The following is a 13643-nucleotide window of genomic DNA, read 5'->3' on the forward strand; positions in this document are numbered from 1 at the left end:
ATATTGGTGATTTTATGATTGCTTATAATATGTCATATCTTTATGGAATAGAATTAATACTGTCAATAGTAGGAATTCCATTAATAGCTTTTGCTGTATCTACGCTAATTCCCGGAATTCAAAGGAAGATTCAAGCACGAATTCAGCAAAGAAAAGGACCTTCAATATTATCGCCGGGTTTTTGGGCATTGTTTAAGTTTTTGGCAAAGAAAAACAAAGAACCACATAGTATTATGCCAAAATTGTATAAATTTATGCCTGTTGTTAGTTTTGTTGTTATTTGGTGTCTTCTTGCATCCACTACAATACCAAATATGGGGGTATTGTCAAATGTGATAGTTTTAGCTGGACTGTTAAAAATAGAGGAATTAGTATATATTGTGATGGGCTCATTATCCAGCTCTGTAATGGGGATTAGGATGCCGTTTATTGATGATTGTAAGGGGGCAAAATCATTAAGTGCGGTAAAAATGACATTAGAACAGTTGGGAGCAGTTAGGGCATTTAAACTTATATCTGTTGGTTCATTTCCTTTTTATGTGGCTGTAATGATTCCATTTATTCAGCAAAAAAGTATATATCTTGATTCGATTTCTGGACAAAATATATTATTCACTGTTGGGGGATTGCTTGGAGCTATTGCATATTTTGTGGGTTTTATGATTATGATAAAAGATTATCCGTTTTCAATTATGCACACTAAGGCAGATGTAATTGAAGGTCCAACAATGGAATATTCTGGAACTTATAGGGCAATTTATTTATCTGTAAAGGAGCTCCTTATGATTACTCTGGGAAGTTTATTTGCTACGCTGTATTTGGGCATTTATCCAGATGTAAATAATCCTATTACTATAATAATGAATTTTGCCGTTGCCTTTGTGTTTCCAATATTGGGTGCTGTTATAAGTGCTTTTACACCAGTATTAACATTTAGGCAGGTTTATCCAATATCATTATATACAACCATTATAGCCTTTGTGGGAGTTATATTGGCCTTAATGGGAATTTAATTTATTTTTTTATATATTTTATATGGGAGCTCCCAAAAAATTTATAAAATTAGAAAAATGATTCCAATGTCATTTGTTTTTTAGGTTCTTTTTTCTCTGATTTTTGTTTTTCTATTTGTTTTTTAGGTTCTTTAACTTCTTCTTTTTTTGGAGTTTCTTTAATTTCTTTAATCTTTTTAGTGGTATTTTTGGTTTTATTTTCTTTTCCTTTTTTATTATTGGTTTTTTTATCATCTCCCTTCATTAATTTAATTATTTTTTTGGCAATTGTTTTGTTTGTTAAATATTCAATATCTTCTTTTGTAAATTCGTAAAATTCGCATAATTTTGCCCCCATTTCGGCATCATTTTTTAAAATATATTCTAAATATAAAATATCCTCCCGCGCCCTTCTTTTTGATACATGAGATTTTAAACTTATTTTTTCAAGCACTTTATTCACTGCCCCCCGTTTTCCCTTACTTCTTGACATTTTTGTAAATATTGTAGGTCTCATATATGAAAAAAATCCCCTATATTTTTCATCTTTTGCCAATGATACTCCTGCACTCATTAATGCCGAAGCATATCTCCAAAGCCCATAATACTGCCTTTTATACACTCTGCCTAAAAATATATCTGCTTTTGATAAATTATCATATGCTAAACATATTTCTTTTCCTTTTTTATATTCTCTTGGCACATTTTCGGCTATCCATTCCTGAACCGTTCCTATATCCTCTTTTAAATCTCGTGTAGCTTCTAATGATATATCGTAGTGGGTAGTTTTAAATATAATTCTTATGGCATCAAAAATACTTTTATCTGTGTCTCTGTCAGGGAGCTCCCTTACATTATCTTCATCGAAAGTATTCCCCATAGCAAGAGATTCCAAGTCGTTAATGGCACTTCTAACATCTCCCCCTGCATGTTTTGCTATAATTTTTAATATTTTGTCATCTACTTCAAAGCCTTCTTTTAAAGATATTCTCCGCAATACTGGAACAATGGAATTTGTATGAACTGAACCGATTTTTACAATATTACATACGGTTCTTAAAGACATCAAAGATGGTTTATATATATCATTTGCAGTTAAAATTATTGGATTTTTTGCATTTTTTATTATTTTTATTATTTCGCTAACTCCTCCCCTGTCACTGTTTCCAGAAAGTCCGTCAACTTCATCTAATACTATTAATACTCTTTTACCTGTTATGGATTTTGAGGAAGAGGCACCGCCCACAATTTGGCGGATTATATCTTTATTTCTTTTATCACTTGCATTTAATTCAATTAATTCAAATCCATAATCATTTGCAAGGGCATTAGTAAGTGTGGTTTTACCACATCCTGGCGGACCAACCAATAAAACAGGTTTTGGGATTTCATTATGCAATATTTCTTCTATCCAGTTTTTTAGTTCTTCTTTAATTTTATTATTTCCAACAATTTCTGACATTGTTTTTGGTCGGTATTTTTCAACCCAATTCATTAAATCACCATTTATTGTAGTATGTTCAAAAAATTGTTTTTGAATGCCATAATAGTTTTTATCGTTTTATATCGTTTTATATCATTAAATAACTCTACTGTATATTTGGCATATGTAGTGTAAAGTTAGCCAAAAATTACCAAATCAAAGATGCTCATGAATATACTATATATGCTAAATCCCAACATAAAATATTAATAATATATATTATATTTATATAAGATGTGTGGAAATATATACTATGATTTCAGAAGGAGATTATTGAATTTTCTCCCAAAGGTCGAAAATATGGAGCAAAATAAACAAAATAATAACAGTAATATAAATATTGATTTTTGGACATTTTTAGAACAATGCTATAATAATAATGTAAAAATAGATTTAGGGCATTTAAAAATTTTAACTGCATTATTGCATTCTAACTCTAATTATGTATCGGGGGAATATTTAAAAAAATGTATTGATAGAGATAGCAGGGGTGCAGTCCATAAACGGATAAGGGATTTGAAAATATTGGGATTTGAAATAGTTACAAAATCGGGTAATTTTGGAGGGTATAAACTTATAAAAATTCCCGAATGGTTTAAACTAAGTGGATATTAATAATGGAGTATAATAATTTAAATATATATAATTAAATACAATAAAACAGATAATCAAAAATTAATCAAAAATCTTTTTTATATATGGTTCAAATGGAATTATTTCATCTCTTTTACGAGGACTTATTGAAGCTATTTTTAATATCTTTTTTTCAGGAGATATTCCAATAGTTAAAGTTCCAGGTGTTAAGGTGATGCTTGATGCAAGTAAAACTTGACCCATTAAACTATTTATTTTTGTGTCTATTTCTATAATTTCAGGGTTTATATCTCCATTTAAGCTTCTTTTTATTACATCAATCCAAGCTTCCGCCAACGCCTTTATAAATACAATAGAATAACCAAAAATGCCGAAAACACTAGCCATATATTTCACCAACATATTTATGTAATATTATTGTATTTTCATATTTTCTATACAATAATTTATAATTATTAATAATTACAAATAGGTATATATATGTTTGTATCCTATATAAATCAATAAAAATAATAATTATTGGTGAAAATATGAATGAAGAATTACAACAACAATATTATCAGTTGGAAATGTATGGGCAACAAGTTCAAAAACTTCAAGAAGAACTTGAAAAAATAGAGTTAATGAAAATGGAGCTCCTAAAATCAATAGATTCAATGGAAGGATTAAAAGATTCCGAGGATATATTAATACCTCTTGGAGGCGGCGCATTTATAAAGGCAAAAGCAATGGATACCAAAAAAGTAATTATGGGGGCCGGTGCAGATGTATTCCTTGAAAAAGATATTTCAGATGTTGTAGTAGATTTCAATAAATCTATTGAAGACTTGGATAAAGCTGGAAGTATGATTATTGCTAAAATAGAAGAAACTGCAAAAGTTGCAGAACAAATGCAGAAAGATTTGGAGGAAAAAGTTCAGGCCATGGAGGGTCAAATGGGCGGAGCTCCAACACTTCAAATGTAAAAAATACATAAAATCGGAGATTTTGAATTTTCCACGCTGTGAAAAAATAGGATAAACTATATATACCATATATGATGATAAGTATAACTATATTACTTAACTCATTATATTGTTAATTTCATACTATTTTTATGGTCATAGCAGGGAAGGCTAATATTCCTGATGTTTTTAATAAATTTAAAAATTACGGCGTATTCATTAAATCACATCAAAGATGTGAGCCATAAAAACTCGAAGAGTTTTTATTTAATTTAAAGTATTATTGTAATGTCTTATTATAATAATTTTTATGACCATATAGTTGAAACATATGGAATTATGGTGTGTTTAAAAAGGTTCTTATTAAAGTCCAAAATAAAAGGCTTTAAATATTCTCAATAGTAAATCAACAGACATCACAGCGAAGCGTGGATTAAACAGAACCGTAGGTTTTATTTAATCGTATTGAATATTTATGATATTAAACTGTCGATTCACTATATCATTGCAAGGAGCTCTTGATACACCACATATATAATTATTTATAATTTGATTTTGTTTTTGAGGTCTTATATATAATTATATTTTAATATAATGATATTTAATATGGACGATGCTATTTCAGGCATAAATAACATAAAATAAGAAATGTTAAACGGATAAATAAATTAATAAAAGGTTGATTAAATGACTATGACAGAATTTTTAGAATTAGGATTATGTGAAAATACAGTAGAAGCACTCGAAAAAAAAGGATTTAAACACCCAACACCAATACAAAAAAAGGCAATCCCAATGTTATTGGACGGGGATTATGATGTTGTTGGACAGGCGCAAACAGGAACAGGAAAAACAGCGGCATTCGGGCTTCCAATTATTGAAAAATTGGAAAATACTGACAAAGAAGTTCAAGCTATCATACTTACACCAACAAGAGAGCTGGCTTTACAGGTATCTGATGAGCTTAACTCATTAAGAGGAAGCAAAAATTTAAAAATTGTGGCAATGTATGGGGGACAGCCAATACAAGAGCAAATAAGACAGTTGAAAAAAGGAGTAAATGTTGTAGTGGGAACACCGGGAAGAATTATGGACCACTTAAAAAGGGGAACACTAAGATTACACACAATAAAATACTTTGTTCTTGATGAAGCCGATGAAATGCTTGATATGGGATTCATTGACGATATTGAAGATATACTTAGATACACAAACCCAGATAAAAAAATGTTGTTATTCTCTGCAACACTTCCAAGAAGAATTATGGGATTGGCAAAAAGATATATGGGTAAATATAAGGTAATAAGTGTTAAATCAGAAAATTTAACAACAGATATGGTTGAACAAGTTTATTATGAAGTTAGGAGCTCCGATAAATTTGAAGCACTATGTAGAGTAATTGATATAAACAAGGAATTCTATGGAATTGTGTTTTGTAAGACAAGAGCAGAAGTAAATGATATTGCTAACAAATTATCTGCTAAAGGATACTTTGCAGAAGGTCTTCACGGAGATATAGCTCAAAACCAGAGAGAAAAAATATTAAACAGATTTAAAGCTAAAAGAACAAAAATACTTGTAGCTACCGATGTTGCAGCAAGAGGAATTGATGTAACTGATTTAACCCATGTTGTAAATTATGATATTCCACAAAACCCAGAAGCTTATGTTCATAGGATTGGAAGAACTGGTAGAGCTGGAAAAAGAGGAACGGCAATTACTTTTGTTCAACCTGATGAATTCAGAAGATTAAAGGACATAAAAAGAACGGCAAAAACAGAGATAGCTAAAAAAGATGTTCCATCAATTGAAGAAATTAAAGAAGTTAAAAAAACTGCTGTAATGGATAAAATATATAATATCATAGAAGCAGAAGATTGCGAAGGATATTTGGACCTTGCAGAAGGATTGTTGGAGAACAATGAAGACCCTAAAACAGTAGTAGCTTCACTTTTAAAACATGCGTTCCATGATGAATTAAATAAAAAATATGGAAAAATGAAACAAGTCAGAAATGTAAAAGAAGTTAAAAGTGGACAAAATAGGTTATTTGTTGCCCAAGGAAAAAGAGATGGAATGAACCCTAAAAAATTAGTGGATTACATTGAAGAGGAAACTGGCGTAAGAAGTAGATTTATCGACGATGTTACAGTGCTTGAAAACTTCGCATATATTACAGTATCCTCAAGAGATGCGGACAAAATCATAAGGGCATTAGGAATAAATCCAAGAAATGGAAAGCCAATGGCAGAAAAAGCTAAGCAAAGAAGAGGATAATTAACAATATATTTTTTTTATTTTTATTTTTATTTTTGGGAGCTCCCGCATACAAGATATTATTTTTGAGAACTTTATGCAAAATGCCCTATCTTTATAAACAATTTACAATTTTTCAATTACAATATATTTTTCCCATAATATTAAATATATTTAAAACAACCATATTTTAAGAAAAAAATATATGTTGTGTAATTATGGAAAAAATAGAAAAAGGAAAAAAAGTAATGGTTGTAAGTGCCATATTAACATTATTTGTAGCAATTTTAAAAGGAATTATTGGGTATATTTCTGGAAGTGTTGCACTTATTGCAGATGCATTGCATTCTTTATCTGATGTATTGGGCCCTATTGCAGTGTATGTGGGGCTAAAAATTTCCCAGAAAAAACCAAATATGAAATTTCCATATGGGTATAGTAGGGCGGAAACTCTTGCATCTCTATTTGTGTCATTTATAATATTTTTAACGGGAGTAGAAACGCTAAGGCAATCTATTGATAAATTTTTTAATCCGTCTCCAATATCTCATTATGGTGCAGTAATTATAGTAGTATTAATTTCTATTGGTATCACATATTATTTATACAAATATAAGACAAAAGTAGGTGTCGAAATAGGTTCCGATGCCATGATTGGCGAAGGAGCTCACTCTTTGGTGGATGCATATACCACAGTTGCCATATTATTTGCTGTTGCTGGTTCTTATATGGGATATTATATAGTGGAACCAATTGTTGGAGGAATAATAAGTTTTATAGTAATAGGATTGGGCTTAAAAATGGTTAAAAATGATATTTATACCTTAATGGATTTTTGTGATGGGGAAACCATCAACGAAATAAAAAAAATAACATTAAGTGTTAAGGGGGTCGAGGGAGCTCACAATATAAAGGCACGAAAATCTGGACCATTTATTCATTGTGATATGCACATTGAAGTAGATGAGGAGCTCCCTTTTAAAGTGGCACATGAAATTTCGGAAACCGTTGAAAAAGAGATAAAGAATAATATACAGAATATTAACGGCATTATTATTCATACAGACCCAATAATGAAAAAAGATGCCATAATAGCAATTCCAATAATGGTAAATGATAATGAAGTAAATTTAATGGAAACCAACAATGGCATAAATAAAACCACAATAACCAATTCACACATGGAAAAGGCATTTAATTACAAAATAAATGACAAATTTGCCACTGCAAAATATTTTTTAATTATTGAAATGGATTGTGATATTATCAACGGATATAGAATTATAGAAAATACATTGAATAAATTGAATAGAAAAAAAGCCATGGCAATTTTTGATTTATTATATTCGTATGATGTAAATACCGTCATTGTTAAAAATATCGGGGCCGGCATGGATAATACTCTTAGAAGTAGAGGTATTAAAATTATTAAAACCGATAAAGATACACCAAAAGATGCATTATTGGATATCAAAAAAATAAAATAAAATAATAATAAAGATATAAAATAAAAATAATATATTTTTATGGTTATTCTGGTTTTTCCATTAATTTGGTTTTATTTAATCTTTTTCCATCTGCTCCGTGTGGTTTTCTGCTTACACTATCGGTAGCTTTTTCTAATTCTCTTGCTTCATCTACTAATTTAGCTGCTGTTCTTATCATTTCATGAGCTGATGCTACTATGGGAATATATTTTTCCATTTCTTTTGTCATAAAGCATCCTTTAACATCAATGTTAGCAACCTGTTCGGCCATTGCAAATGCTGCCATTGCCTTAGCTTTTGCATATGGGTTTGAGAATTCTGCTGCTGCAACAGATTTTGCATCTGTTACTACTATTTTTGGCAATTCGATTTCATTTCCAGCTTCAATTGCTTCAACTATGTCATCAATAGCATTTTGAACAACTCTTGCAGCTCCTGTTCCCGCCAATACTCTTATTACATCTGCATTAAACATTGCCATTTCAACAGGGTCTAAAAATTGTCTTCTTGCCCCTATCATTGGGTCGCACTTAATTAAAATGTATCCTAATCCCTCTTCTGCCATTTTATCTTTTGCTTTAATCCCTGGAGCATCTCCTATTATAACTGATGGAATATCACTTGCACTTAAAATTTCTCTTGCTTTTGCAGGCCCTGGTGCCGCTGGGTTTGGTCCAACATATATTATGAAATCTGGTTTTATATCCTCTACCATTTTTGTAGTTACTTCTACTACTTGATTAGGCCCCATTTTTGCCCCACTTCCGATTGATATTACATCAATGTTGGTCCGGTCTGCTCTTTCGTCTAATGCTAAATCAATTAATGGAGACATTCCTATATTCCCACATTTTATAATTCCTATTTTTACAACCATTTTATCACCGTTGTTGTTTATGTAGTATTACAATATGCATTACATAGCACTTATATTTATTAGTTGCTATTTTATATGCTAATATGGGGTATTAGATTATATAATATAAAAAATAAAATAAAATAAAAAATTTCAGAAAATTTATACGGCCTCAAAATCTCTTCGAGATTTTCACGATGGTAAAATTTCCTTTGCAATTTGAGGTGTTGCAAATGGATAATATTATAGATATTGGGAGTTAAATATTTCTCTTAATCACTATAATTCAAATTCCCCTTTTTCAATTCTTCTTTTTAAATCTCGGGCAAGTTTTAAAGCTCTGTCTCTGTCTGACTGTCTGCAAGTTATCGGGGTTCCACAGATGCTATTTCTTTTCATTGAGAATATGCCATATGGACAACCTTCGACACAAACGCCACAACCAAAACAATCTTCATTTGGTAATCTCCTATTTCCTAAATGTTTTATTGGCTTAATTGCATTTGTGGGGCATAACCTTTGAGCTATACAAACATCGCACATTCTACATCTTTCAACATTTACTTTGGGTCTTAATTCGCAATCTTTCCATACTTCGGAATAGGTTCCCATTCCAACAGGAATTCTTCCCAGTACATCTGTGAGAGTTAATGGTATGTCATCATCAAGGGTTTTTAAATATTCTTTATTTTCTTTATTTACTTCTATTGGAATGGCTATTGTAGTATAAATCTCAACTCCTCCTGAAGTTACAAATCCCCCTACGAAATGGGCATCCATTTCTTTAATGTCGGCCGAAATCATAATATTGGGTCTTTCTGCTGAGTGCCTTGTGCCGTATCCTAATATAATACCTTCTGCACCATTGTATAAAATTTTTTTTCCAAGGAGCTCCTTTTCAGCCTCCTTTATATTACTACTTAATTTCATATTTTGAAGTGGATTTATTTCCCCACAACCTGAAAAAGATGCCTCTCCTTTTTTTAATCTTCTTCTGTGGAATATAGTTTTTATGGACTCTTCCTTTTCCCCTGTGTTTGTGAGGGCAACATAATTTTTAAAGGCCGTTCTAGTTCCAATCATTTTTGCCGTGGGAATGTCATCAATTGTTATGGTTTTATTGTAGGTTTTGCCGTTGCTAATAGCCTCTACGGCTACTTCTTTTTTGGAGATGAGGTCTTTAAATAAAAAGCCTCCTCCATAATTGCCAGTATAGTTGGTTCCATATACAGTAATATCAACAGTTCCTAAAAATTCATTGGGGCAAGGCCCTACATATCCTTCTACCCCATTTAAATAAACCTTTTCGGCTTTTCTAAATGATTTAGGCTCTGCAACAGGGATATGGAAAATACCCATAGTCCCAGACATAATACCACAAGTTGCCGTAGTAATTATGTCTATTTCATCAATCTTATCTTCTTCGTTATTTCTAATCATTTGTTTTAATTTATCAACTGTGATTACTACTTTCTCACTATTGGATTTAGTTGGTTTGTCGGAGCTCCCCAAAATTATCACCATAATATAAATAATAAAGATTACTATAAATAAAAAAATATAGTTAATCTTCGGACATTTTCACTAAATTATACTATAAAAAGCTAATCTATATTATATTAAATAATAAAGAGATTTTAATAATATGGAACAGATAAGGAACATTTATTGAAGATTAACTATAATAAAGATTATTATAAATAATAGTATAAATAACATAATAGAATTAATAAAATTATAATATATAATATAATAAAATTATAATATATATAATATACCCGGTGATAAAATGATAAAAGTAGGAGTTTTAGGAGCTACTGGAAATGTGGGACAAAGATTTATGCAAATGCTTGAAAACCACCCCATATTTGAATTAGAAGTATTGGGAGCATCATCAAGGAGTGCAGGTAAAAAATATGCTGACGCTTGTTATTGGTATCAAACAGAGCCAATTCCTGAAGAATATGCAAATAAAATGGTGCAAACAACCGACCCAACAGACAAAGCTTATGAGGATGTAGATATAGTATTTTCAGCATTACCTTCCGATTTAGCAAAAAAATTAGAACCAGAATTCGCAAAAGAGGGAAAATTAGTTTTCTCAAACGCATCAGCTATGAGAATGGAAAATGATGTTCCGTTAATGATTCCAGAAGTAAACTATGACCATTTCGAGATGCTGGACATACAAAGAGAAAATAGAAATTATGATGGTGCAATAATTACAAATCCAAATTGTTCGACAATATGTGCCGTAATTACGCTAAAACCAATTATGGATAAATTTGGTATTGATTTGGTTAATATTACCACAATGCAGGCAATAAGTGGGGCAGGGTATAATGGAGTTCCATCTATGGCAATAATTGATAATCTTGTGCCTTACATCGGTAGTGAAGAGGAAAAGATGCAAACTGAAAGTTTAAAACTATTAGGGGCAATAGATAAAGAAAATAATAAATTTACAGACGCAAACTTTAAAATTGGAGTATCCTGTAATAGGGTTTCAGTAATTGATGGGCATACGGAAAGTATATTCGTAAAAACAACAGAAGAAGCTACGCCAGAAGAAATTAAAAAAGTTATGGACAAATTCGACCCATTAAAAGAATACAACCTTCCAACCTATGCAAAACCTATTGTTATTAGGGAAGAGATGGACAGACCACAGCCAAGATTGGATAGGGATGCAGGAAATGGTATGAGTATAAGTGTAGGGAGAATTAGGGAAGATCCAGTATTTGGCATAAAATATACGGCATTGGAACACAACACCATAAGGGGGGCTGCTGGTGCAAGTGTTTTAAATGCTGAGTTGTATGTTAAAAAATATCTTTAAAATTATATTTAAAGCATAATTAAAGCATAATTAAAATATTATACAATAATTAAATAATATTAAAAAACCAAATAATTTATTTTTTCATATCTATTTTTTATATTTTTTAATTTCAATTTTATTGGTGAAATAATGGATAATTATGATATTGGAGATTTAATTACAATAGAAACAGAAAATACTACATATACAGGCACTATTATGCCGTCATTAAATGATAACATAATAGTTATTAAAATGAAAAGTGGATATAATGCAGGAATAGATAAAAATAAAATAAAATTAATAAAATTAATAAATAAAGGAGAAAAACCAAATTATAAAATTCCGCCGTTAAAAATATCAGAAAATAATAATTTAAAAAATATATCTATTCTATCAACGGGGGGGACAGTAGCTTCAAGAGTGGATTATAACACTGGTGCAGTTCATCCGGCTTTCACAGCAGATGATTTAATAAGGGCAGTGCCTGAATTATTGGATATTGCAAATATAAATGGTAAGGTGGTTTTAAACATATTAAGCGAAAATATGACACCAACCTATTGGAAAATGATAGCTGAAGAAATAGAAAAAGAAGTAAAAAACGGCGCAGATGGTATTGTAATAGCTCATGGAACTGATACTATGCACTATACGGCATGTGCCTTATCATTCATGGTTGATGCTGATATTCCAATAGTTCTTGTTGGGGCTCAGCGAAGTAGTGATAGACCTTCTTCAGACGCGGCACTAAATTTAATAAGTGCTACAATGTGCGCAACAGAGCAAATAAAAGGAGTTTTCGTAGTTATGCACGGTGAAAGCGGGGATACAGTTTGCCATCTCCATAGGGGCGTAAAAGTTAGGAAATCCCATTCAACTAGGAGAGATGCCTTTAAATCCATAAACTCTATTCCGGTGGCAGAAATAAACCCATTTAAAAAACAAATAAAATATTTGACAGAATTGGAAAAAACAAATAAAAATAATATTAAAATAAACACAAATTTGGAGGAAAAAGTAGCTTTAATAAAGATATATCCAGGAATAGATGGAAATGTCATAAATTATTATGTAGATAATGGATACAAAGGAATAATAATTGAAGGGACAGGATTGGGACACACACCAGAAACAATATTTGAAAATATAAAATATGCAACAGATAAAGGAGTTTTAGTGGCAATGACTACCCAGACAATAAATGGAAGAGTAAATATGAATGTTTATTCAAACGGCAGGGAGCTCCAAAAATTAGGGGTAATTAGCTGTGAAGATATGCTTCCAGAAGTGGCATTAGTTAAAATGATGCATTTACTGGGCAACTACGACACAGAAAAGGCAAAAGAGTTGATGAATAAAAATTTAGTAGGGGAAATAACAGAAATTAGCAGATTTGACAGTTATTAAGATTTTTATTTTTATTTTTATTTTTTCCGTTATCTAACAAAAAACATCAATAAAATAACTCCAAATAATATTCTATATATTCCAAATGGCACAAAATTATATTTTTCAATATATTTTAAAAACAATCTAATTGTTATCAACGCCATGAAGAAAGATACAATAAACCCAACAACTAAATTGGATATATCTCCACTTCCAAGCTCACTGTGGTGTTTAACTATATCAAACAACGATGCCGCTAACATAACAGGGAGAGCTCCTAAAAATGAAAATTCTGTTGCGGTTTTTCTATTTAAATTACATAACATGCCCCCAACAATTGTAGCACCAGAACGGGAAGTTCCGGGAATTAACGAGAATGCTTGGGCAATACCTATTAAAAGGGATTGTTTATACGATATATCTTTTAAATCTTTTATATTGTGCTCTTTTTCTTTATAATATTTTTCAACTATTAAAAATATAATTCCTCCGACTATAAATGCAGTAGCCACGATTTGAACTGTAAATAATTGATATACTATTTTATGGAAAAGTAATCCCATTATACCAACAGGTATAAATGATATTATTATTTTTTTCCAGAGCTCCAAATTATTATAAAATTTTTCCCTATATTCATAACATACCGCAAATATTGAAGCTAATTGTATGGTTATTTCAAAATTAGTTTGAACTGCATTTTGAGCTAAATTCATTAAGTTAGATACTATAATTAAATGACCAGTTGAAGAAATTGGTAAAAACTCCGTAATTCCTTCTATTATGCTTAATACAATTACTTGAATTATGTCCATATT

Annotated in this window: 12 protein-coding genes; 7 read left to right on the top strand and 5 right to left on the bottom strand. The window is 30.7% G+C overall.

Features of this window, described 5'->3' with window-relative positions; all coding sequences use genetic code 11:
* The first annotated feature begins 14 nt into the window (after nt 1-14).
* The gene (locus MAEO_RS06980) at nt 15-1013 is read left to right on the top strand and encodes a respiratory chain complex I subunit 1 family protein (RefSeq protein ID WP_011974068.1); all 999 of its coding nucleotides are present in this window, start codon (nt 15-17) and stop codon (nt 1011-1013) included.
* A 49-nt stretch (nt 1014-1062) separates the two neighbouring features.
* Here MAEO_RS06980 and MAEO_RS06985 read toward each other — a convergent pair whose 3' ends face one another.
* The gene (locus MAEO_RS06985) at nt 1063-2502 is read right to left on the bottom strand and encodes a replication factor C large subunit (protein ID WP_269593225.1); all 1440 of its coding nucleotides are present in this window, start codon (nt 2500-2502) and stop codon (nt 1063-1065) included.
* 273 nt (nt 2503-2775) lie between these two features.
* Here MAEO_RS06985 and MAEO_RS06990 point away from each other — a divergent pair, with 273 nt between their 5' ends.
* Entirely contained in the window at nt 2776-3090 is a 315-nt protein-coding gene (locus MAEO_RS06990) for an HTH domain-containing protein (RefSeq protein ID WP_011974070.1), read from the top strand.
* 60 nt (nt 3091-3150) lie between these two features.
* Here MAEO_RS06990 and MAEO_RS06995 read toward each other — a convergent pair whose 3' ends face one another.
* A complete protein-coding gene (locus tag MAEO_RS06995) occupies nt 3151-3456 on the bottom strand; it encodes a monovalent cation/H+ antiporter subunit E (protein WP_011974071.1) in 306 nt (101 codons plus the stop codon).
* Between the two features lie 143 nt (nt 3457-3599).
* Here MAEO_RS06995 and pfdA point away from each other — a divergent pair, with 143 nt between their 5' ends.
* The 3 genes from pfdA (at nt 3600) to MAEO_RS07010 (ending at nt 7756) form a co-directional block, all read left to right on the top strand.
* Nucleotides 3600-4034, top strand: coding sequence for a prefoldin subunit alpha (pfdA, locus tag MAEO_RS07000; RefSeq protein WP_011974072.1), 435 nt, complete (start codon nt 3600-3602; stop codon nt 4032-4034).
* Between the two features lie 666 nt (nt 4035-4700).
* Nucleotides 4701-6290 carry a DEAD/DEAH box helicase gene (locus tag MAEO_RS07005; RefSeq protein ID WP_011974073.1) on the top strand — a complete coding sequence of 530 codons (1590 nt, stop codon included), beginning with the start codon at nt 4701-4703 and terminating at the stop codon, nt 6288-6290.
* Nucleotides 6291-6487: 197 nt separating this feature from the next.
* Nucleotides 6488-7756 carry a cation diffusion facilitator family transporter gene (locus MAEO_RS07010; protein ID WP_011974074.1) on the top strand — a complete coding sequence of 423 codons (1269 nt, stop codon included), beginning with the start codon at nt 6488-6490 and terminating at the stop codon, nt 7754-7756.
* Nucleotides 7757-7799: 43 nt separating this feature from the next.
* On the opposite strand, the gene MAEO_RS07015 is transcribed toward MAEO_RS07010, so the two are convergent.
* Both MAEO_RS07015 and MAEO_RS07020 read right to left on the bottom strand, forming a co-directional pair.
* Nucleotides 7800-8633 carry a F420-dependent methylenetetrahydromethanopterin dehydrogenase gene (locus tag MAEO_RS07015; protein ID WP_011974075.1) on the bottom strand — a complete coding sequence of 278 codons (834 nt, stop codon included), beginning with the start codon at nt 8631-8633 and terminating at the stop codon, nt 7800-7802.
* A 258-nt stretch (nt 8634-8891) separates the two neighbouring features.
* A complete protein-coding gene (locus tag MAEO_RS07020; protein ID WP_011974076.1) occupies nt 8892-10124 on the bottom strand; it encodes a methanogenesis marker 16 metalloprotein in 1233 nt (410 codons plus the stop codon).
* Nucleotides 10125-10401: 277 nt separating this feature from the next.
* On the opposite strand from MAEO_RS07020, the gene asd reads away from it, so the two are divergent.
* On the top strand, nt 10402-11451 hold the full coding sequence (asd, locus tag MAEO_RS07025; protein ID WP_011974077.1) for an aspartate-semialdehyde dehydrogenase: 1050 nt from the start codon (nt 10402-10404) through the stop codon (nt 11449-11451).
* Nucleotides 11452-11583: 132 nt separating this feature from the next.
* Nucleotides 11584-12843: a Glu-tRNA(Gln) amidotransferase subunit GatD gene (gene gatD / locus MAEO_RS07030; protein ID WP_011974078.1), complete on the top strand. Its 1260-nt coding sequence runs from the start codon at nt 11584-11586 to the stop codon at nt 12841-12843.
* Nucleotides 12844-12872: 29 nt separating this feature from the next.
* Here gatD and MAEO_RS07035 read toward each other — a convergent pair whose 3' ends face one another.
* Entirely contained in the window at nt 12873-13640 is a 768-nt protein-coding gene (locus tag MAEO_RS07035) for an undecaprenyl-diphosphate phosphatase (protein ID WP_011974079.1), read from the bottom strand.
* Nucleotides 13641-13643 lie beyond the last annotated feature (3 nt).

This window comes from Methanococcus aeolicus Nankai-3, from assembly GCF_000017185.1.
GTDB lineage: Archaea > AGJL01 > Methanococci > Methanococcales > Methanococcaceae > Methanofervidicoccus > Methanofervidicoccus aeolicus.

Coding starts and splice junctions, on each gene's coding strand:
- MAEO_RS06980 (WP_011974068.1), top strand. CDS start 15: ATGATTGCTTATAATATGTCATATCTTTATGGAATAGAATTAATACTG.
- MAEO_RS06990 (WP_011974070.1), top strand. CDS start 2,776: ATGGAGCAAAATAAACAAAATAATAACAGTAATATAAATATTGATTTT.
- MAEO_RS06995 (WP_011974071.1), bottom strand. CDS start 3,456: ATGGCTAGTGTTTTCGGCATTTTTGGTTATTCTATTGTATTTATAAAG.
- pfdA (WP_011974072.1), top strand. CDS start 3,600: ATGAATGAAGAATTACAACAACAATATTATCAGTTGGAAATGTATGGG.
- MAEO_RS07005 (WP_011974073.1), top strand. CDS start 4,701: ATGACTATGACAGAATTTTTAGAATTAGGATTATGTGAAAATACAGTA.
- MAEO_RS07010 (WP_011974074.1), top strand. CDS start 6,488: ATGGAAAAAATAGAAAAAGGAAAAAAAGTAATGGTTGTAAGTGCCATA.
- MAEO_RS07015 (WP_011974075.1), bottom strand. CDS start 8,633: ATGGTTGTAAAAATAGGAATTATAAAATGTGGGAATATAGGAATGTCT.
- asd (WP_011974077.1), top strand. CDS start 10,402: ATGATAAAAGTAGGAGTTTTAGGAGCTACTGGAAATGTGGGACAAAGA.
- gatD (WP_011974078.1), top strand. CDS start 11,584: ATGGATAATTATGATATTGGAGATTTAATTACAATAGAAACAGAAAAT.
- MAEO_RS07035 (WP_011974079.1), bottom strand. CDS start 13,640: ATGGACATAATTCAAGTAATTGTATTAAGCATAATAGAAGGAATTACG.